Below are 18681 nucleotides of genomic sequence, written 5' to 3'. Positions count from 1 at the left end.
TTAAATTAGAGTTTCTCAGCTTTAGCAATCACTTCGTCAATACCACCAACCATATAGAACGCTTGTTCTGGGATGTGATCGTATTCACCAGCTAATAGACCTTTAAAGCCACGAATCGTTTCTTTAAGCGGTACTAATTTACCAGGAGCACCAGTAAACACTTCAGCTACGTGGAATGGTTGAGAGAAGAAACGTTGGATTTTACGCGCACGGTAAACAACCAATTTATCTTCTTCAGCTAATTCATCCATACCCAAGATTGCGATGATGTCTTTAAGCTCTTTATAACGTTGCAATACGTTTTGTACTGCACGCGCAATTTCATAGTGCTCTTGACCAACAACTAATGGGTCTAACTGACGTGAAGTTGAGTCAAGTGGATCGATCGCTGGATAGATACCAGAAGATGCGATGTCACGGCTCAATACTACTGTTGCATCTAAGTGAGCAAATGTAGTTGCAGGAGATGGATCTGTTAAGTCATCGGCAGGTACATATACTGCTTGGATCGATGTGATCGAACCAGATTTAGTAGATGTAATACGCTCTTGAAGAACACCCATTTCTTCTGCAAGTGTAGGTTGGTAACCTACCGCAGACGGCATACGACCTAACAATGCTGATACTTCAGTACCTGCAAGTGTATAACGGTAGATGTTGTCGACGAATAATAATACGTCACGACCTTTACCATTTTCGTCTTTTTGATCACGGAAGTATTCAGCCATAGTCAAACCAGTTAACGCTACGCGTAAACGGTTACCTGGTGGCTCGTTCATCTGACCGTAGACCATTGCTACTTTGTCAAGAACGTTAGAATCTTTCATTTCGTGATAGAAGTCGTTACCTTCACGAGTACGCTCACCAACACCAGCAAACACAGATAAACCTGAGTGAGCTTTAGCGATGTTGTTGATCAACTCCATCATGTTAACGGTTTTACCAACACCAGCACCACCGAATAGACCAACTTTACCACCTTTTGCGAACGGGCAAAGTAAGTCAATTACTTTAATACCAGTTTCTAAAAGATCAGTAGAAGCTGCTTGTTCAGCATAAGAAGGTGCTTGACGGTGAATCGGCAAACGCTCTTCAGTCGCTACAGGACCTGCTTCATCAATTGGGCGACCCAAAACGTCCATGATACGACCAAGCGTAGCTGGACCTACTGGAACAGAAATTGGTGCATTTGTGCTAGTTACATTAAGGCCACGTTTAAGACCTTCTGTAGAACCCATTGCGATGGTACGAACAACACCATCGCCAAGCTGTTGCTGAACTTCTAATGTAGTTTCAGTACCGTCAACTTGGAGAGCGTCATAGATCTTAGGAACGCTATTGCGCTCAAACTCGACGTCGATAACCGCGCCGATGATCTGAATGATACGACCGCTACTCATTGCTGTCTCCTCAATTCAAACTTAATAATGTTAAACGGCAGCGGCACCGCCAACGATCTCGGAAATTTCCTGAGTAATCGCGGCTTGACGCAGCTTGTTGTAAATGAGTTGTAGGTCTTTAATCAATTGTCCTGCGTTGTCTGTCGCTGCTTTCATCGCGACCATACGAGCTGACTGCTCACATGCAACGTTTTCAATCACACCTTGATAAACCATAGACTCGATATAGCGAACCAACAAACCATTTAACAATTCTTCTGCTTCTGGTTCGTAGATATAGTCCCAACCATAAGTACGGTTGAGGTCATCGCCTTCTTCTGCTGGTGCTAAAGGAACAAGTTGTTCTACTTTAGGCTGCTGAGTCATTGCATTAACGAAGCCATTTGATACGAGATAGATACGATCTAATTCGCCTTTATCAAATGCATCAAGCATAACTTGGACTGAGCCAGTTAACTGTTCCAAACTCGGCGCATCGCCAAGTTGGGTAGTTGCACCGAGCACTTTACCGCCGTAATTCTTAAAAAACGAAACCGCTTTTTGACCAATTAAAGCAAATTCAACTTCAATTGACTGCTGTTGTTGTGCTTTGACATGCTGCACAACTTTCTTGAACAAATTAATGTTCAAGCCACCTGCCAAACCACGATCTGAAGACACTACGATATAGCCAACACGCTTAACTGGGCGGTCAACCATATAACGGTGTTTGTATTCAGGGTTTGCTTGTACCAAGTGAGCAATTACACGGCGCATATTATCGGCATACGGACGGCCCTGAGCCATGCGCTCTTGCGCACGACGCATTTTAGAAGCAGCTACCATTTGCATCGCGCGAGTAATCTTTTGCGTGCTCTTGATACTAGCTACTTTGGCGCGAATTTCTTTTAAATTTGCCATACGCTTAACCTAGTATTCGAAAGCTCTTTCGAGCTTCCGAAGGTTGATCCGTGAACCAAACTTAACTAAAACTAAACTTAGTAAGTTTGAGTCGCTTTAAAGCTTTCAATACCTGCTTTGATTGCTGCTTCGATGTCTTTGTTGTAATCACCAGTTTCATCGATTTGTTTCATCAACGGAGCATATTCTGAGCGGAAGTAAGAAATTAACGCAGCATCAAAGTCTACGATTTTCTTAACTTCTACGTCAGCCATGTAGCCTTCGTTAGATGCATAAACAGAAACAGCTTGGTCAGCAATTGAGTAAGGAGCATATTGTTTTTGCTTCATTAACTCAGTTACACGTTGACCATGTTCAAGTTGCTTACGAGTTGCTTCGTCAAGGTCAGAAGCGAACTGAGCAAACGCAGCCAATTCACGGTATTGTGCTAAAGCAGTACGGATACCACCAGACAATTTTTTGATGATCTTAGTTTGAGCAGAACCACCAACACGAGATACAGAGATACCCGCGTTCACAGCAGGACGAATACCTGCGTTGAATAATGATGTTTCTAAGAAGATCTGACCGTCAGTAATCGAAATTACGTTCGTTGGTACGAATGCAGATACGTCACCTGCTTGAGTTTCAATAATTGGCAATGCAGTTAAAGAACCAGTTTGACCAGTTACTGCGCCATTAGTGAATTTCTCAACGTAGTCAGCAGATACACGAGAAGCACGTTCAAGAAGACGTGAGTGAAGATAGAATACGTCACCTGGATACGCTTCACGACCTGGTGGACGACGTAAAAGTAATGAAATTTGACGGTAAGCAACAGCTTGCTTAGACAAATCATCATAAATAATAAGAGCGTCTTCACCGCGGTCACGGAAGTATTCACCCATTGTACAGCCAGAGTACGGAGCTAAGTACTGCATTGCAGCAGGATCAGCAGCCGCAGCAGCGACAACAGTTGTATACGCCATAGCGCCAGTTTCTTCTAGCTTACGTACAACGTTTGCAATTGTTGATTGTTTTTGACCAATCGCAACGTATACACATTTAATGCCAGAGTTTTTCTGAGCGATAATCGCATCGATCGCCATCGCTGTTTTACCAGTTTGACGGTCACCGATGATCAACTCACGTTGGCCACGGCCAACAGGAATCATTGTATCAACTGATTTATAACCAGTTTGAACAGGCTCATCTACAGATTGACGCCAAATTACGCCTGGTGCTACTTTTTCAACAGCATCAGTTAATTTCGCATCAATTGGGCCTTTACCATCAATTGGGTTACCCAAAGCGTCGACAACACGGCCAAGAAGTTCAGGACCAACTGGAACTTCTAATACACGACCTGTACAACGAGCTTTTTGACCTTCTTGAAGGCTTAGGTAGTTACCTAAAACAACGGCACCCACTGAATCCTGTTCTAGGTTCAGTGCCATACCAAATAAGCCGCCGTCGAATTCGATCATTTCACCGTACATTGCATCAGCAAGACCGTGAATGCGCACGATACCGTCGGATACCATAACAATGGTACCTTCGTTTTTAGCGGTCGCGCTGGTGTCCAGATCTCCGATACGCTGTTTAATGAGCGCACTGATCTCGGATGGATTCAGTTGTTGCATTGCGCTATTCCTCAATCTTTTATTAGTTCAGTCTTCATCATTTGCATTATGCAAGAAGACGAGTACGCATTTTTTCAAGCTTGTTAAGCGCAGAATCATCTATCACTTGATCGCCTGCACGAATTACAACACCTGCAATAAGCTCAGGTTTAACTTCAACTGAAACAGTTACTGTACTGTTAAAACGCTTTTCTAAAGCAGATTTCAACAGTTGCTCTTGTTCAGCAGTTAACGGGAAAGCCGATTCAATCACGACATCCACATTGTTGTTATTCTGTGATTTAAGCTGTTCATATTCTGCTTCAATTTCAGGTAACAGCATTAAACGATCGTTATCTGCAAGAAGTGTCAAAAAGTTAGACACTGCTTGAGATTGATCTTCACCTAAAACTTTAGCAAAAAGCTTCACTTGCTCCGCAGGAGTAAGTTCAGGGCGATTTAAATAAGCGGAAAATGCTTCGTCTTGCACCGCAGCACTGAGCACTTGTAACGCATTCGACCAATTGTCTGTTGCACCTTGCTCAGAAGCATAAGCAAATGCTGCTTTGGCATACGGACGTGCCAACGTCAAGAGTTCAGCCATAATTCGCCTCGCTTAAAGTTTAGCAGCCAGCTGAGACAGCATGGCGTTATGAGCTTCTGCATCAACTTGCTGGTTCAGGATTTTTTCTGCACCAGTTACTGCCAAAGCAGCTACTTGTTGACGTAATTCTTCGCGAGCAGAATTGATTTCTTGATCAACAGCTTCTTTAGCCTGTTGACGAATACGCTCACCTTCAGCCGCAGCTTGAGTACGAGCTTCTTCGATCAATTGCGCTGCACGACGGTTCGCTTGTTCGATCAATTGAGCCGCTTGTGCTTTAGCTGCATCAAGTTCTTGCTTAACTTGCGCTTGTGCATCGGCAAGGTCAGCTTTCGCTTTTTCTGCTGCATTTAAGCCATCAGCGATTTTACGCTGACGCTCACTAATCGCATTGATTAGTGGTGGCCAAACAAACTTCATGCAGAATGCAACAAAGAATGCAAACGCAATCGCTTGACCAATCAATGTGAGGTTGATATTCATTGCAATTCCTCAAATAGTGGATTTAGGAATTAAGATGATTAACCTACAAATGGATTAGCGAAGATGAAGAACAAGCCAATACCAACACCGATCATAGGCACAGCATCAAGAAGACCCGCGATTAAGAACATACGAGTTTGAAGTTGTGGAGCCAATTCTGGTTGACGAGCAACAGCTTCTAAAAAGCGACCACCCAAAAGACCAAAACCAATCGCAGTACCCAAAGCACCGAAAGCGATCAAGATAGCAGATGCAATTGCAACTAGACCTAAAGTGAGTTCCATGAAAAATTCCTCAGAGGTTAGGTTATTACCAAATTAAATTAAAAAAATTCAGCCCAACCATCATTTGATAGTTAGGCAATACCATTAATGTTTTTCGCTTGCCATGCTCAAGTAAACGATGGTAAGCATCATAAAGATGAATGCCTGCAACGTGATTACAAGAATGTGGAAGATCGCCCAAGGCACAGACAACGCCCATTGAATCCAGAACGGCAATAAAGCAATTAGGATAAAGATCAACTCACCGGCATACATGTTACCGAATAGTCGGAGAGCTAATGAAATCGGACGAGCAAGGAATGTTACCAATTCCAAAATCAAGTTCACTGGAATAAGCAACGCTTTTGCAACTGGATTACTTGGGTTAAATGGGTTAAGTGCCAACTCGCCAACGAAACCACCAACACCCTTTTCGCGGATGCTGTAGAACAAGATAAGTACAAATACAGATAAAGACATACCTAAAGTAATGTTTGGATCTGTAGATGGAACGATCTTGAAGTAAACGTGGTGAGGGTCCATACCAAATACGTTTGCACCTACAAACGCTGCAACTTGAGGAATCCAGTCAACTGGGATCAAGTCCATTAAGTTCATGAGGAAAATCCACACGAAAATAGTGAGTGCAAGCGGAGCGATTAAACGTGATTTGCCATGAAAAGTATCACGGACACTTGAGTCAACAAACTCAATGATCATTTCGATTGCTGACTGGAATTTAGTTGGAACACCTGCATTTGCAGCTTTCGCAACGATCCAGAACATCAAACAGAAAATCACACCAAGGCCAATTGACCAACCCATTGAATCCAAGTGAATTGCAGTGAACCCCATCGAATGAGCTTCTTCAGCAGTCTCAGCCAATTTCCATGTACCGTCTGGCATTTTGCCATAGGTCATATTGGTCAAGTGATGCTTGATATACTCTGTCGAAGTGAGGGCATGTTCTTCAGCAGCCATAAATCACACCTGGTCAATGTCAATTACTAAAAAGAAGGGAAACGAACATCGGCGTACTGTCGATATCTCGCCACCCTCCAAAAAATCTTCAATTCTTCTTGTTTCTACACCCGTTTTTGTAGACGTGACACCCAAAACGGAGCGACCCACGACATTGCCTGAACGAGAATAAAACCAAACAGCAATGCTAACGGTGATAAAGGTTTAACATTGCTCAAAATCAAAATAAATCCAACGATCATGATTGCAAATTTGCCTAACATGCCCCTATACATGTTAGACAGCACTTGTTTTGATGCTCGTGCACCTGCTGTTCTGAAGGATTGCCACGAAAAATAACCCGTAGCAAGCCAGCAGACCAACGCACCAAGTGCCGCACTTAATGCTGCTGTCATGTCTTTTATGCTCCACGCCACAAGTGCGGAAACAGGGATCATACATGCTTGTAAGAAGACCAAAGCTTTTGCTAATCGTCGGTCAATCAAGCGACTAGTTTGGCTCATTATTTATCCACTCACAGCATAAATGCTTGACAAGTTTAGCTGATGATCGCTTTTAATCGCAGGCATTATAGAGTTACACCCCTGAACATGCAATCTTTTCCCGACTTTAGTCGGGGTTTTTCATGACAGGTGGTGCTGACGCTACAGTCAGCCTTTGTTTACTTTTTATCTTACTTTTGCGTACTTAATACACATTTATCTGTTTTTATAGCCAGTTTCTTCCATGCAGTGACGAAATCATCCTCATTATTCATGCTCTCGTCTACTGGTTGAAAAGTAATGTTACCTAATTTTTGATATTGACTCTTAGTGGTAAAACTCTCTGCCAACAAACACATCTGATTTTTTGGTCGACTATCATTAAGATACTTAATTTGAGCTGCTGTTGGCGCCACATGCGGATCATCTGTTAAAGCACCAGCGAATTTTAAGTTTAATGAGCGCTCTAAATATTGATAGGCATCATGATATGCCCAATACGGTTTGCCATTACTTGAACTATCGTAAGCTTGTGCTGCCTGTAACATTTTACGAGCAAACACATTGGCGTTATTCCAGTACTTTGCTTTATTTTCAGGGTGTTGCTGAGAGCGCAAAGCAGCAATAAAAAAGCCAATTCGAACCGCATTGTTTGGCTCTAACCAAACATGGGTATCTACTGTATTAGGTAAAGCTGCACCACGTGTACTGCGCTGTGGCAAAATAGAAACGATGCCACTATCTAATAAGGCAATTGCTTTCTTATTATTACCTAGCAATTTATTTAGAGGTGCTTCATGGGCCTTACCCAACCAAATCACCAAAGACGCATCATTAATTGCTTTACGATGCGCTGGGGTTAATTGTACGTCATGCCCAGTTTGTCCCTTTAATAAGAGTTGTGGTTCTTCAACCCCTTGAGTGACTTCTTTTGCAATCAGATAAATCGGGTGCGTAGAAACCACCAAACCCTGACTCCACCCTAACGTACTCAAAAGAGAGAACATACTGAAAACAAAAAAACGGAACATGACAGACCATCAATTTAAATTAGCTCGAAGCATGTTATAATATAACAAAGTTACAAAAATACCTAAGATTAATCGAATGAAGCATCGCTTCATGCTAATATTCCGTTAAAAATTCGAGGTTATCCCTATGAGTTCCTGCTCGCATGAACATCATGATTCTTTGCATGGTGTGCATGACCACCATAATGTCGCAAGCCGTTTAGCTGAAGCAGAAAGTTTATGTTCTGCGACTGGCGCACGTCTTACACCTTTGCGCAAAGAAGTTCTGGAACTCATTTTAAATGCATCGGGTCCAATGGGTGCCTATGACTTATTGGCACGTATAAAAAGTCAAACTGATCGCCCTGCTGCGCCTCCAACTGTATATAGAACTTTAGATTTCTTATTAGAAAAAGGTCTCATCCACCGCCTAACTTCTATTAATGCGTATATTCCTTGCTGCCACCCGCGTGAGGGCCATCAAGCAGCATTCCTGATTTGTACCGAATGTCATATGGTTAAAGAAGCTTCTTCTCAAGGCCTCACACACCAGCTTGACCAGCTTGCAGCTTCAGATGACTTCGTGGCTCAACACAGCATTATTGAAATTTCGGGGAAATGCCAACAGTGCCGCACAACTCCTTAAATCCTGTATTAATTCAGCTTGAGCAGGTTTCTGTTCATCGTGATGATCGGGATATATTAAAGAAAGTTGATTTTGCCCTACATCAAAATGAAATTGTGTCTTTAATTGGACCCAATGGTGCAGGCAAATCAACACTGATTAAAGTTCTACTCGGTATTCTTCAGCCAAGTAGCGGGCGTGTTATTAATCATAAAAAACTTAAAATGGCTTATGTGCCACAAAAGTTTAATCCTTCTCACAGCCTTCCTTTACGTGTTCAGGATCTTCTTGATTTAGAAAAATGCAGCCCTGCCCTGCGTCAGGAAATTATTCAAGACACAGGTATTTCAAAGTTACAACAATCAAAAGTACAACAACTTTCAGGTGGAGAACGCCAAAGAGTACTATTGGCTCGTGCACTGCTTCGTCAGCCAGATATTTTAGTTCTTGATGAACCCATGCAAGGTTTAGATATTCAGTCAGAAGCGGAACTTTATGATTATGTTCGCAGTCTGCCAGAACGATATGGTTGCGCGATCTTAATTGTTTCTCATGACTTACAATGGGTGATGCAAGGAACACACCGTGTAGTGTGTTTAAATAAACATATTTGCTGTAGTGGACTACCCGAGAATATTCAACAACATCCTGAATATCAGGCAATATTTGGAACTCAAAGGGTTTTCTATCAACATCATCATGACCATTGTGCTCACGGTGATGCTGCACACCCCTGCCCTCATAATGACCGTCCTCATATTCACCCAGAACCGGAAGCTTAAGCCATGATGGAATGGTTACAATTATTGTTACCCGCATGGATTATGGGAACTCTGCTGGTATTTTTAACTGCACCTCTGGGTTGTTTAATGCTTTGGAGACGAATGTCTTTTTTTGCTGACACGATGGCGCACGGAACACTACTTGGGGTAGCTATTGCGGGAGCTTTAAGTCTTCCATTATGGCTTGGTGTTGCAGGTACAGCGGTTTTACTGGTAGGCGTTTTATGGGCTTTACATGACAACCGTTTACCCAATGATGCTCTACTAGCCTTATGTTCAGCAACATTACTCTGTAGCGGTTTACTATTTATTCAACATGTTCCAAGTTTAAGACCAGAGCTTTTAAGTTATTTGTTTGGTGATTTGCTTAGTATTGATTGGCCAGATCTTCCTGTTTTCACTTTAATTATTGCGATATCACTCGTAATTCTTTACCGTTTTTGGCAGCCACAAATACAGTTTGCAATTGATCCGGATATCGCAATTAGTGAAGGGGTGAATGCAAACTGGCAACGCCTTATTTTTATGCTGTTATTGGCTTTATTTACAGTTTTAGCTTTGCGTGCTGTAGGTTCTTTGCTAATGGGTGCATTACTCGTAATACCAGCTTTAAGCGCTCGCCTACTAGCAAACTCACCAAAGCAAATGGTTATTTGGGCATTCGTGTTAGCCCAGCTCGGTGTTAGTGTCGGTTTATGGTCAAGTGCAGCACTTAATATCTCTACAGGTCTTAGTATTGTTTTATGTATGGCATTAAGTTTTGCTGTTATTTTTATAACTCAAAAATTAAAAAATCAGACACAGGCGTCCTAAACTAGGACGCCTGATGAACTGTGCTCAATAATAAAGCCGCACAGCTAAACATCACAGCAAAGCCCCGATTTAAATATTTTTGCTGTCTAGGGGATCGAAGTAATCTTAAAACCTTGGATGCCAGCCCCGTATATCCAGCCATTACAATCAAATCGATCGTAATCATAGTAGCCGCCATAATTAGATATTGTATCCATTGAGGCTTACTTAAATCTAAGAACTGCGGTAAAACCGCCAATAAAAATACGATTGCTTTAGGATTGCTAATATTAACCACAAAACCATTTAATAGCAGAGCTAAAGCAGACTTATCTCTTTTTTCTTGTTGAATTTCTATATCTTTTACAGGTGCTGTCCACTGCAAATAGGCCAAATACAATAAATAAGCTACACCAAACCACTTAACGGCCTGAAAAGCTAAAGGAGTTGTGGCAAATAAGACCCCGACACCTGCTGCCACCACCATAATTTGAAGCACTAAGGCAACTTGCAAACCGATTGCATTCCAATAACCATGTCTAAATCCATAGTTTAGACCACTCGACATTGAGGCAATAGCTCCCGCACCCGGAGAGATACTAATGACCCAACACGCCAACATATAGGCAAACCAAACTTGCAAAGACATAGTAAAAATAGACAATAAAAGTGGAATTATACTGTTTTATAAAACTATATTGATGAGAATTCAAACAATAAAATCAAGAAATAGACTACTAACCGCTCTTCGCATCAGGCACAATAATTAAAGCTCATACTAAATTATAATTGAGGAGATACCTTCCAATGACTGCTCAATCTGTCATTTTGCCGTTGCCATCAGATCATGCCCGATTTATTGTTCTTCGTTTAAAAGACTTATCAATTAATGAATTAAAAGAACAACTCGAAGCGTTGTTTGAAACACGCGACCGCCTCATTACTCAGCATTCAGACGCGCAAATTAAAACAGCAGTCGCTTTTGGTCCAGAACTTTGGAAGCAACTTTACAATCAATCTCCTGCTGGTTTTAAACAACTTGAACCAGAAAACGGCGCATTCAACATGCCAGCCGTTCCCGCTGATGTCCTCATCCATATTGCTAGTATGCGTTCTGATATTTGTTTTGCATTAAGCCAAGCATTTTTTGAAGGTATTAAAGATAAAGTTGAAGTTCTGGATGAACGTGTTTGCTTCCGTTATTTCGATGGTCGCGATATTACTGGCTTTATAGATGGTACTGAAAATCCTCAATTTCCAGATGACCGCGCGGAAACAGCCCTACTCCCAGAAAGTGCTGGAGTATTTGCAGATGGTAGTTTCATTTTCGCGCAGCGTTATGCACACGACTTAGAAAAATGGAAAAAACTAAAAGTTGATGCCCAAGAAAATGTCATGGGTCGTACTAAGCTTGAGTCAATTGAACTTGATGATGATGTTAAACCAGAAAATGCCCATGTCGCCCGTACTGTCGTTGAAGATGAAGAAGGCGAAGAAATGGAAATCTTGCGCCATAGTCTGCCTTATGGTGACGGCCGAGGTGATCAGGGTTTATTTTTCATTGCCTACACCAAGGACCTGAACATTATTGATGCCATGCTAAAACGTATGTTCGGTACAAGTGGAGATGGTATCCATGATCGCCTATTGCATTTCGTGACACCACTAGACGGCGCATATTACTTTGCACCAAGTGAAGAATTACTAGAAGAAGTTTTAGAAGACTAAAATAAAAAAAGAGGAGCATAAAGCTCCTCTTTTTAGCTTACCATTCTTAGAAAGGAATACGCTTATATTTGCGATATTCAGGTTTCCAGAATGATTGATCAATTTTTTGCTGTAGTAAGTCATCACTAATCGTTACAGCCACGCCATCTGCCATGGCAGCTTTCGCAACTTCAAACGCAATAACCTTAGAAACTTGCTGAATTTCCCCTAAAGGTGGTAATAAATCAGCTTGCGGATCTTTTAGTAATGGCGAGCAATTCGCTAAAGCACTACTTGAAGCCATTAACATATTTTCAGTAACGCGTTTAGCACCCGATGCCACCACCCCCAAGCCAATGCCCGGGAAAATGTACGAGTTATTACACTGAGAAACATTATAAAGCTTACCGTGATGATTCACAGGAGCAAACGGGCTACCTGTTGCAATTAACGCTCTACCTTCAGTCCACTCCACAATATCTGCTGGTACAGCTTCAACACGTGAAGTTGGGTTAGACAATGGCATGACAATTGGGCGTTCACAATTCGCTGCCATGGTCTTAATAATCTCTTCTGTGAAGAGACCCGGTTGACCAGAAACCCCAATTAACACTGTAGGCTTAGCATTTTTAACAACATCAAGGAGTGAAATCACTTCTTCAATATTGCCCCACTGATCAACCACCTCAGCTTTTTGCGCCAATTTGCGTTGGAAGTCCAATAAGTTCGGCTGATTTTCAGTAATCAAACCAAAACGATCCACCATATAAACGCGTGCACGTGCTTCAGAATCAGTCAGACCTTCAGCAACCATTTGTGCAACGATTTGCTCGGCAATACCGCATCCTGCCGAACCCGCGCCTAAGAAAGCAATTGTTTGATCTTTTAATTGCTTGCCTGCTGCACGACTTGCAGCAATCAAACTACCTACGGATACCGCTGCTGTTCCTTGAATATCATCGTTAAAACAACAAATCTTATCGCGATATTTTTCTAAAAGTGGCATCGCATTTTTTTGTGCGAAATCTTCAAACTGAATTAATGCTTTTGGCCAACGACGCTTTACAGCTTCAATCACCATATCGACAAATGCGTAATATTCATCACCACTAATACGTGGCTGACGCCACCCCATATAGATCGGATCATTTAACAATTGTGGATTATTCGTCCCTACATCAATTGTGATTGGCAATGTATAGGCTGGGCTAATTCCACCACAAGCGGTATAAAGTGAAAGTTTCCCAATAGGAATACCCATGCCACCAATACCTTGATCACCAAGACCTAAGATACGTTCACCATCAGTAATGACGATCACTTTTACATTATTTTTATTTACGTTTTGCAAAATATCATCAATCACATCACGATCTGGATATGAAATAAAAACACCACGATGACGACGATAGATATCGGAGAAACGCTGACATGCTTCACCCACTGTTGGGGTGTAAATAATCGGCATCATTTCTTCAAGATGATTTTCGATTAAATGATAGAACAAGGTTTCGTTGGTATCTTGGATATTACGCAAATAGATATGTCGATTGATATCATCAGTAAAAGCGCAATATTGCTGATAAGAGCGCTGGCTCTGCTCTTCAATAGTTTCAATAATATGGGGGAGTAAACCGTGTAAGTTAAAGTTACTTCTTTCTTCTTCAGTGAAAGCCGAACCTTTATTTAAGAGTGGTAACTCTAAAAGTGTAAAACCTGCATATGGAATATAAAGGGGATGTTTACTTGGGTGTCCTGATATCATTGCCTATCTCATTTTCCAGCTTAGAGTAGAGAAAAACACGTTTTGTATGGTCTCTAAAACTCTTTGTGCGTATAAGCTTAAGCCTAATTCGATCAAAATAGATATTTTAAACCGTGATGTTAAAATTAAACACTATTTAGTTAAAACATGTTTAAAAATAATAAATAAAAATCAGCATGTTAATATTTTTATAATTTTAAAAACTTCTTATATTTTCTCAATTTTAAAAGCTATAATTATATGATTTAGCGGCAACAGGTATTTCCTCAGGAAATAATATTAAATTAAACACGTAGTTTACTCACAAAAACTGCCCAGAAGGCTTGTAATTCTTAATTTCTAGAATAATTAGACGATTCAACAACCAACATTCATTTAAAAAATAATCATCAGTAATTTGCATAAAGAATTATTGGAATATTAAATCCCCTCCCCTAAGTCATCGGAAATTTGCTATATTTGACGTTTTTCTGCGACATCTATTTTCGATTGATATGAATACGGCAATACAAGCAGCTCTCGACCATGCAGTGCAAACTCTTCAACAAGAAGGGGTGCTTCCTTCCGACTGGAAAAACACAAGCAACTTAACACGCACCAAAGACCGAAGCCATGGCGACTTTGCTTCTAATATTGCCATGATCGGCTCGAAAGCTGCTGGTATGAAACCACGTGATTTAGCTGAGAAAGTTCTAGCTGCATTACCGGAAGTGGCAGATATCAGTAAAGCTGAAATCGCAGGACCCGGATTTATTAACTTCTTTTTAAATGCAGACCAGCGCTTTGCTATTCTTGATCAAATTCAAGCACAAAAAGAAATTTTTGGTCGTAGCCAAGCAAATGCAGCGAAAAAGATTCAAGTCGAATTTGTTTCTGCAAACCCAACGTCTAGCCTACACGTAGGTCATGGTCGTGGTGCGGCATACGGTATGACTGTTGCTAATTTACTTGAAGCAACAGGTGCTAAAGTTGACCGCGAATACTACGTGAATGATGCTGGCCGTCAAATGGATATTTTGGCGACTTCTACTTATTTACGTTACTTGGAACTACTTGGACAAAACCTTGTATTCCCTAAAAATGCATATCAAGGCGATTACGTTAAAGAAATCGCACAAGGTATTATTGATAAAGATGGCGATGCTTACGTTCGTGAAGTTGCGAATGTTTATAAAGATGTACCAGAAGATGTGCAATATGCTGAAGAGCTAGATAGCGAAGGCAACAAAGTTGTGTTATCTGGTGATAAAGAAAAGCATATTGATGGCCTTATTGCCAACTCACAACAATTGTTAGGTGAAGGTTACCGCGTATTCCACCAAGCTGCTCTTCATGCCATTTTAGATGACATTAAAGATGACCTTGCTGACTTTGGTGTAACGTTCAACCAATGGTTTAGTGAAGCATCTCTTAGTGCAAAAATTGATGAAGCTTTAGAAACACTTGATCAACGTGGCTTCCTTTATGAAAAAGATGGCAACATCTGGTTCAAGTCGACTGAATTTGGTGATGAAAAAGACCGTGTTGTTAAGCGTCGTAATGGCCAAACGACTTACTTTGCATCTGACATTGCATACCACTTAAATAAACTACAACGTGGTTATACTGACCTAATCGATATTTGGGGTTCTGACCACCATGGCTATATTTCTCGCGTAAAAGCGGCGATTGATGCAATGGGTTACGACTCTAAGAAATTGACTGTTCTTTTAGTTCAGTTTGTAAGTTTATGGCGTGGCGGTGAGATGGTTCAAATGTCTTCTCGTTCAGGTCAATTCGTGACTTTACGTGACTTACGTAAAGAAGTGGGCAATGACGCAGCTCGTTTCTACTACGTAATGCGTAAGAGTGAACAACACATCGACTTTGACCTTGACCTTGCTGTTTCACAAAGTAAAGACAATGCTGTGTACTATATTCAATATGCACACGCACGTATTTGTCGTATGTTAGAAAAAGCAGTAAGCACAGATTTACAATTCGATGTAAACGCTGCTCGTCCACATGCAGCTCGCTTGTCTCTTGATGCAGAAACTGAGATTCTTGCTAAACTGGCAGCATACCCAGACGCGGTATTACGTGCTGCAAATGCATATGAACCTCATCAGGTTGGTAACTACTTAAAAGAGTTAGCTGCACTGTTCCACGGTTGGTACAATGAACATAAAGTATTAAGCGATGATGCAGAGCTTACACAAGCCCGTTTATTGCTTTCAATCAATGTACAACAAGTGCTTCGTAATGGTTTAGAATTACTTGGTGTATCTGCACCAGAATCTATGTAATAAATATATTGCATGACAGCAAATTAAAGGTCATGCAATATATAGTAAGCGGTGGTTTGTATAGTTAAAATATCAATACAAACCACTGTTTTTAGCATCGTAAGACGAGACTCAAACTCGAATTAAAAAACAATCAAAATACAGAGGAATAATCCACGTGTTTGGCAAAACGCAACGCGGTGTATCTGAAAGACCTAACAAGCCTAAAAAGCCCATAATTCCCAAATGGTTAGGGACACTTGTCGCTATTTTGGCGGTCTTATGTATCGCTGTAATGCTTATGCTTTGGAAACCTTGGCAACCTGTTCCTGCGAAAAATCAGATTACTTCTGAACATTATCAAGAAGAAGATACTAATAAAGACTATCGCTTCTACGACCTATTGCCTCAACAACAGGTTACCCCTATTCCTGAACAAGCGATCCCTGAAAGTAAAAATCAAGGCACTGCTATGATCGTTGAAGCACCAAGTACCACTCAACCAGCCGCCTCTGAAAGTGTAGGAATTGACCCGAATCAGTCAGCTACAACTCCTCAGCAACCTACATATATTTTACAAGTTCGTAGTTATAACGATCCTGATCAGGCTGATGCCCGCCGTGCAGAAATCATTTTAAATGGCTTATCTGCCGATGTAGTTAAAAGTACTGAAAACGGACAAACATGGTATCGCGTTATTTCTGGACCGTATGATACTCAAGATGCTGCTTTGGCTGCTCAGCAGACCTTACAACACAGTGGCATTGATTCTATCGTGATCAAACGCAAGTAAAGTGAAAATAAAGAAGGAACAAATATTTGTTCCTTTTCTTTTAAATATCAGCACAATTCCTTTCATTAGAACCAATTCCCTTTTGTCTCGCTTTTTGAAACGCAGGTCTTTGCTGAATACGGTGTAAAAAAGCTTGAATATGAGGGTATTTACCCTGTAAGCGAGATTGTAAAGCTTCCAAAGGAAAGCTCATTTGAATATCAGCGAATGAAAAATCACCTGCAAAATATTCATGCTCTGCCAAATAGTTTTCTAAAAAACTAATATGATCTTTCATACGTGGTCGAACAAAATTTGCTTTCACCCCTTCTGTGATTTTTTTAGCTACTGGCTGAATTAACCATGGCACATGTTTGTTTACACTATTCATGACCAAAGTCATGACCAGTAATGGCATAAGCGAACCTTCAGCATAGTGCATCCAGTAAATATACTGCTGTAAATCTTGTGGCTCTTTAGGTTTAAATTGTTGCTTCTGATCATAACGCTGCTGTAAATATTCTAAAATCACAGCTGATTCTGCGATGACTTGTTCATCATCAGTCAAAATCGGAGCTTTACCTAAAGGATGAATACATTTCAATGTTTCTGGAGCGGAATAGTTAGGTAAGCGTTGATAATAATGAATATCATAATCTAAGCCTAATTCTTCTAAAGCCCATAGAATTCGAAACGATCGCGAACATTCCAGGTGGTGTACACTAATCATGTTATTGCCTGCTTTTATTTTTCTTTTTTACATAAAAAACAGCATGTGAACATGCTGTTTTATTCCATTTGTGGGATGGATATAAAATCATCCACCTCAACAAAATAGCATTTTTACGCTGTAACAAGCACAGTATGAATGTCTAAACTACGTAACAAAGTTTTAGTGACTGGGGTTTTTCCGCATACCGCTAAGATTTTTTGTTGAAGCTCTTCGTTTGGTAAGTCTTTAAAAACAATACGACGTTCTATATGTTCTTCATGTTCTCTATTGGTATGAAAATCGATTTCAACCGAAAACTCACCAAAATCATAACCCTTATGCTTTGCGTACATTCTTAAAGTAATGAGCGTACACGCGGCTAAACTTCCAGTGAGCAAATCATATGGCGCTGGGCCTTGATCTTGCCCTTCTAACTTTTCTGGCTCATCACAAAAATATTGGTGACGACCACTGGTGATTTCGCCCTTCCATTGTTCAGCAAGGGGCTTTGCTTTACTGCTTGCGATTACTGCTGTCATTTTGATGCTCTCATTTGATCTGGAAGAACAGGGGCTTCTAAACGTGCACCAACATAATCTGGAATTTCACCAAAACGTGCATCATGGTTAATCCATTGCTCACGGGCTTCTTTTAAATCATCCATTGTACGTGCAACAAAGTTCCACCATAGCAAAATTGGTGTTTCAAACGGTTCACCGCCAATCAAAAGAATACGGTTACCTTTTTTTACTTCAATCTCGATTTCACTAAGACCCGTATCTAATACCACCATGTTGTCAGCAGTTAACTCATGGCCATTTACATGAGCACTACCCTCAAGCGCCATAAAACCATATTCATAATTAGGATTTAATGGAATGCGGGTTTTCGTATCTTCGGTAGCAATGAGGTCAACACCCACTAACGGCGTATGTACCAAGACTGGAGAAGTAGTTGCCAAATACTCACCCACAAGCACGGTAAACTCTAGACCGTCTTTCTCAACAACAGGCAGTTCAGGATAATGTTCAAATTTCGGATCCATGTTGCGCTTAGCATCTGGTAAAGCAATCCAGAGCTGAGCAGCGTGCATTTGAGTTTCAGTATCAGGTGCAACTTCTGTATGTGAAATTCCGTGACCTGCCGTCATTAAATTAACTTGCTTAGGGCGAATCAATTGTTTTGAGCCTAAGCTATCGGTATGCATCATGGTGCCTTCAATCATCCACGTGAAGGTTTGCAAACCAATATGAGGATGAGGACCAACATCTAAACCATCACCCGCTGGAAAAGTTACTGGGCCCGCATGATCTAGGAAACACCAAGCACCAATCATTCGTTTTTGTCGGCTAGGTAAAGCCCGCTTAATGACTGTCCCCTGTCCAATTTCAGCAGAGCGAATTGGAAATTCCTGAATAAACTGATTGGCAAATTTTTCGCAATCCTTTGAATCAGAAATATCGTAATCATTATTATTGCTCATGATATTACTCTCTTTTACCTATGCTTTTGCAATGAGTCGTTGTAATGATCTTAAC

At 41.0% G+C, this 18681-nt stretch carries 20 protein-coding genes; 6 read left to right on the top strand and 14 right to left on the bottom strand.

Annotation, left to right across the window (positions count from 1 at the left end; genetic code table 11):
• Positions 1-5: 5 nt before the first annotated feature.
• The 9 genes from atpD to AW165_RS15725 form a co-directional block, all read right to left on the bottom strand.
• Entirely contained in the window at positions 6-1400 is a 1395-nt protein-coding gene (gene atpD, locus AW165_RS15765; RefSeq protein ID WP_002114045.1) for a F0F1 ATP synthase subunit beta, read from the bottom strand.
• A 30-nt stretch (positions 1401-1430) separates the two neighbouring features.
• Positions 1431-2300, bottom strand: coding sequence for a F0F1 ATP synthase subunit gamma (atpG, locus tag AW165_RS15760; protein ID WP_002114131.1), 870 nt, complete (start codon positions 2298-2300; stop codon positions 1431-1433).
• A 77-nt stretch (positions 2301-2377) separates the two neighbouring features.
• The gene (gene atpA, locus AW165_RS15755; RefSeq protein WP_002114049.1) at positions 2378-3922 is read right to left on the bottom strand and encodes a F0F1 ATP synthase subunit alpha; all 1545 of its coding nucleotides are present in this window, start codon (positions 3920-3922) and stop codon (positions 2378-2380) included.
• A 46-nt stretch (positions 3923-3968) separates the two neighbouring features.
• A complete protein-coding gene (locus AW165_RS15750; protein ID WP_002114070.1) occupies positions 3969-4505 on the bottom strand; it encodes a F0F1 ATP synthase subunit delta in 537 nt (178 codons plus the stop codon).
• A 12-nt stretch (positions 4506-4517) separates the two neighbouring features.
• A complete protein-coding gene (locus AW165_RS15745) occupies positions 4518-4988 on the bottom strand; it encodes a F0F1 ATP synthase subunit B (protein WP_001024691.1) in 471 nt (156 codons plus the stop codon).
• Between the two features lie 38 nt (positions 4989-5026).
• Complete coding sequence (gene atpE, locus AW165_RS15740; protein WP_000424060.1) at positions 5027-5272, bottom strand: F0F1 ATP synthase subunit C; 246 nt, start codon at positions 5270-5272, stop codon at positions 5027-5029.
• 84 nt (positions 5273-5356) lie between these two features.
• On the bottom strand, positions 5357-6232 hold the full coding sequence (gene atpB, locus AW165_RS15735; RefSeq protein ID WP_002114072.1) for a F0F1 ATP synthase subunit A: 876 nt from the start codon (positions 6230-6232) through the stop codon (positions 5357-5359).
• A 104-nt stretch (positions 6233-6336) separates the two neighbouring features.
• Complete coding sequence (locus AW165_RS15730; RefSeq protein WP_005072004.1) at positions 6337-6735, bottom strand: ATP synthase subunit I; 399 nt, start codon at positions 6733-6735, stop codon at positions 6337-6339.
• Between the two features lie 170 nt (positions 6736-6905).
• Positions 6906-7745: a metal ABC transporter substrate-binding protein gene (locus AW165_RS15725; protein WP_060466368.1), complete on the bottom strand. Its 840-nt coding sequence runs from the start codon at positions 7743-7745 to the stop codon at positions 6906-6908.
• A 127-nt stretch (positions 7746-7872) separates the two neighbouring features.
• Between AW165_RS15725 and AW165_RS15720 the strand changes: the two genes are divergently transcribed.
• From AW165_RS15720 to znuB, 3 genes are read left to right on the top strand one after another with little or no spacing between them, the layout of a single operon-like run.
• Positions 7873-8370 (top strand): transcriptional repressor, encoded by a 498-nt coding sequence (locus AW165_RS15720; protein ID WP_002114130.1) that lies wholly within the window; start codon positions 7873-7875, stop codon positions 8368-8370.
• Positions 8343-9131: a zinc ABC transporter ATP-binding protein ZnuC gene (gene znuC, locus AW165_RS15715; protein WP_014208124.1), complete on the top strand. Its 789-nt coding sequence runs from the start codon at positions 8343-8345 to the stop codon at positions 9129-9131. Before AW165_RS15720 ends, znuC begins: the two co-directional genes overlap by 28 nt.
• Positions 9132-9134: 3 nt before the next feature.
• Entirely contained in the window at positions 9135-9944 is an 810-nt protein-coding gene (gene znuB / locus AW165_RS15710; RefSeq protein ID WP_005079538.1) for a zinc ABC transporter permease subunit ZnuB, read from the top strand.
• A gap of 1 nt (position 9945) precedes the next feature.
• Here the strand turns inward: znuB and AW165_RS15705 are convergent, their stop codons facing one another.
• Positions 9946-10572: a LysE family transporter gene (locus AW165_RS15705; protein WP_005804759.1), complete on the bottom strand. Its 627-nt coding sequence runs from the start codon at positions 10570-10572 to the stop codon at positions 9946-9948.
• A gap of 158 nt (positions 10573-10730) precedes the next feature.
• Here AW165_RS15705 and AW165_RS15700 point away from each other — a divergent pair, with 158 nt between their 5' ends.
• Positions 10731-11651, top strand: coding sequence for a Dyp-type peroxidase (locus AW165_RS15700; protein ID WP_060466367.1), 921 nt, complete (start codon positions 10731-10733; stop codon positions 11649-11651).
• A gap of 46 nt (positions 11652-11697) precedes the next feature.
• On the opposite strand, the gene AW165_RS15695 is transcribed toward AW165_RS15700, so the two are convergent.
• Complete coding sequence (locus AW165_RS15695; protein WP_060466366.1) at positions 11698-13395, bottom strand: NAD-dependent malic enzyme; 1698 nt, start codon at positions 13393-13395, stop codon at positions 11698-11700.
• A gap of 494 nt (positions 13396-13889) precedes the next feature.
• Between AW165_RS15695 and argS the strand changes: the two genes are divergently transcribed.
• Together argS and AW165_RS15685 are read left to right on the top strand one after the other, a co-directional pair.
• Positions 13890-15680, top strand: a complete 1791-nt coding sequence (gene argS / locus AW165_RS15690; RefSeq protein WP_017387379.1) for an arginine--tRNA ligase — start codon at positions 13890-13892, stop codon at positions 15678-15680.
• A gap of 157 nt (positions 15681-15837) precedes the next feature.
• The gene (locus AW165_RS15685; protein ID WP_032063709.1) at positions 15838-16452 is read left to right on the top strand and encodes an SPOR domain-containing protein; all 615 of its coding nucleotides are present in this window, start codon (positions 15838-15840) and stop codon (positions 16450-16452) included.
• 40 nt (positions 16453-16492) lie between these two features.
• Here AW165_RS15685 and AW165_RS15680 read toward each other — a convergent pair whose 3' ends face one another.
• The 3 genes from AW165_RS15680 to AW165_RS15670 form a co-directional block, all read right to left on the bottom strand.
• Positions 16493-17161 carry a glutathione S-transferase gene (locus AW165_RS15680; protein WP_014208119.1) on the bottom strand — a complete coding sequence of 223 codons (669 nt, stop codon included), beginning with the start codon at positions 17159-17161 and terminating at the stop codon, positions 16493-16495.
• Between the two features lie 113 nt (positions 17162-17274).
• Positions 17275-17682, bottom strand: coding sequence for an OsmC family protein (locus AW165_RS15675; protein ID WP_002114081.1), 408 nt, complete (start codon positions 17680-17682; stop codon positions 17275-17277).
• Positions 17679-18626 (bottom strand): pirin family protein, encoded by a 948-nt coding sequence (locus AW165_RS15670; protein WP_002114082.1) that lies wholly within the window; start codon positions 18624-18626, stop codon positions 17679-17681. Before AW165_RS15670 ends, AW165_RS15675 begins: the two co-directional genes overlap by 4 nt.
• Positions 18627-18681 lie beyond the last annotated feature (55 nt).

Origin of the sequence: Acinetobacter sp. LMB-5 (assembly GCF_001541635.1) — a bacterium.
In the GTDB taxonomy this organism is placed as follows: Bacteria; Pseudomonadota; Gammaproteobacteria; order Pseudomonadales; family Moraxellaceae; genus Acinetobacter; species Acinetobacter pittii.
Note: the sequence above shows the minus strand (reverse complement) of the source record. Positions and strands in the feature narration are given on the sequence as shown.

Coding starts and splice junctions, on each gene's coding strand:
- AW165_RS15700 (WP_060466367.1), top strand. CDS start 10,731: ATGACTGCTCAATCTGTCATTTTGCCGTTGCCATCAGATCATGCCCGA.
- znuB (WP_005079538.1), top strand. CDS start 9,135: ATGATGGAATGGTTACAATTATTGTTACCCGCATGGATTATGGGAACT.
- argS (WP_017387379.1), top strand. CDS start 13,890: ATGAATACGGCAATACAAGCAGCTCTCGACCATGCAGTGCAAACTCTT.
- AW165_RS15695 (WP_060466366.1), bottom strand. CDS start 13,395: ATGATATCAGGACACCCAAGTAAACATCCCCTTTATATTCCATATGCA.
- AW165_RS15745 (WP_001024691.1), bottom strand. CDS start 4,988: ATGAATATCAACCTCACATTGATTGGTCAAGCGATTGCGTTTGCATTC.
- atpE (WP_000424060.1), bottom strand. CDS start 5,272: ATGGAACTCACTTTAGGTCTAGTTGCAATTGCATCTGCTATCTTGATC.
- AW165_RS15750 (WP_002114070.1), bottom strand. CDS start 4,505: ATGGCTGAACTCTTGACGTTGGCACGTCCGTATGCCAAAGCAGCATTT.
- znuC (WP_014208124.1), top strand. CDS start 8,343: ATGCCAACAGTGCCGCACAACTCCTTAAATCCTGTATTAATTCAGCTT.
- AW165_RS15720 (WP_002114130.1), top strand. CDS start 7,873: ATGAGTTCCTGCTCGCATGAACATCATGATTCTTTGCATGGTGTGCAT.
- AW165_RS15675 (WP_002114081.1), bottom strand. CDS start 17,682: ATGACAGCAGTAATCGCAAGCAGTAAAGCAAAGCCCCTTGCTGAACAA.
- AW165_RS15670 (WP_002114082.1), bottom strand. CDS start 18,626: ATGAGCAATAATAATGATTACGATATTTCTGATTCAAAGGATTGCGAA.
- AW165_RS15725 (WP_060466368.1), bottom strand. CDS start 7,745: ATGTTCCGTTTTTTTGTTTTCAGTATGTTCTCTCTTTTGAGTACGTTA.
- AW165_RS15680 (WP_014208119.1), bottom strand. CDS start 17,161: ATGATTAGTGTACACCACCTGGAATGTTCGCGATCGTTTCGAATTCTA.
- atpD (WP_002114045.1), bottom strand. CDS start 1,400: ATGAGTAGCGGTCGTATCATTCAGATCATCGGCGCGGTTATCGACGTC.
- atpG (WP_002114131.1), bottom strand. CDS start 2,300: ATGGCAAATTTAAAAGAAATTCGCGCCAAAGTAGCTAGTATCAAGAGC.
- AW165_RS15730 (WP_005072004.1), bottom strand. CDS start 6,735: ATGAGCCAAACTAGTCGCTTGATTGACCGACGATTAGCAAAAGCTTTG.
- AW165_RS15705 (WP_005804759.1), bottom strand. CDS start 10,572: ATGTCTTTGCAAGTTTGGTTTGCCTATATGTTGGCGTGTTGGGTCATT.
- atpB (WP_002114072.1), bottom strand. CDS start 6,232: ATGGCTGCTGAAGAACATGCCCTCACTTCGACAGAGTATATCAAGCAT.
- atpA (WP_002114049.1), bottom strand. CDS start 3,922: ATGCAACAACTGAATCCATCCGAGATCAGTGCGCTCATTAAACAGCGT.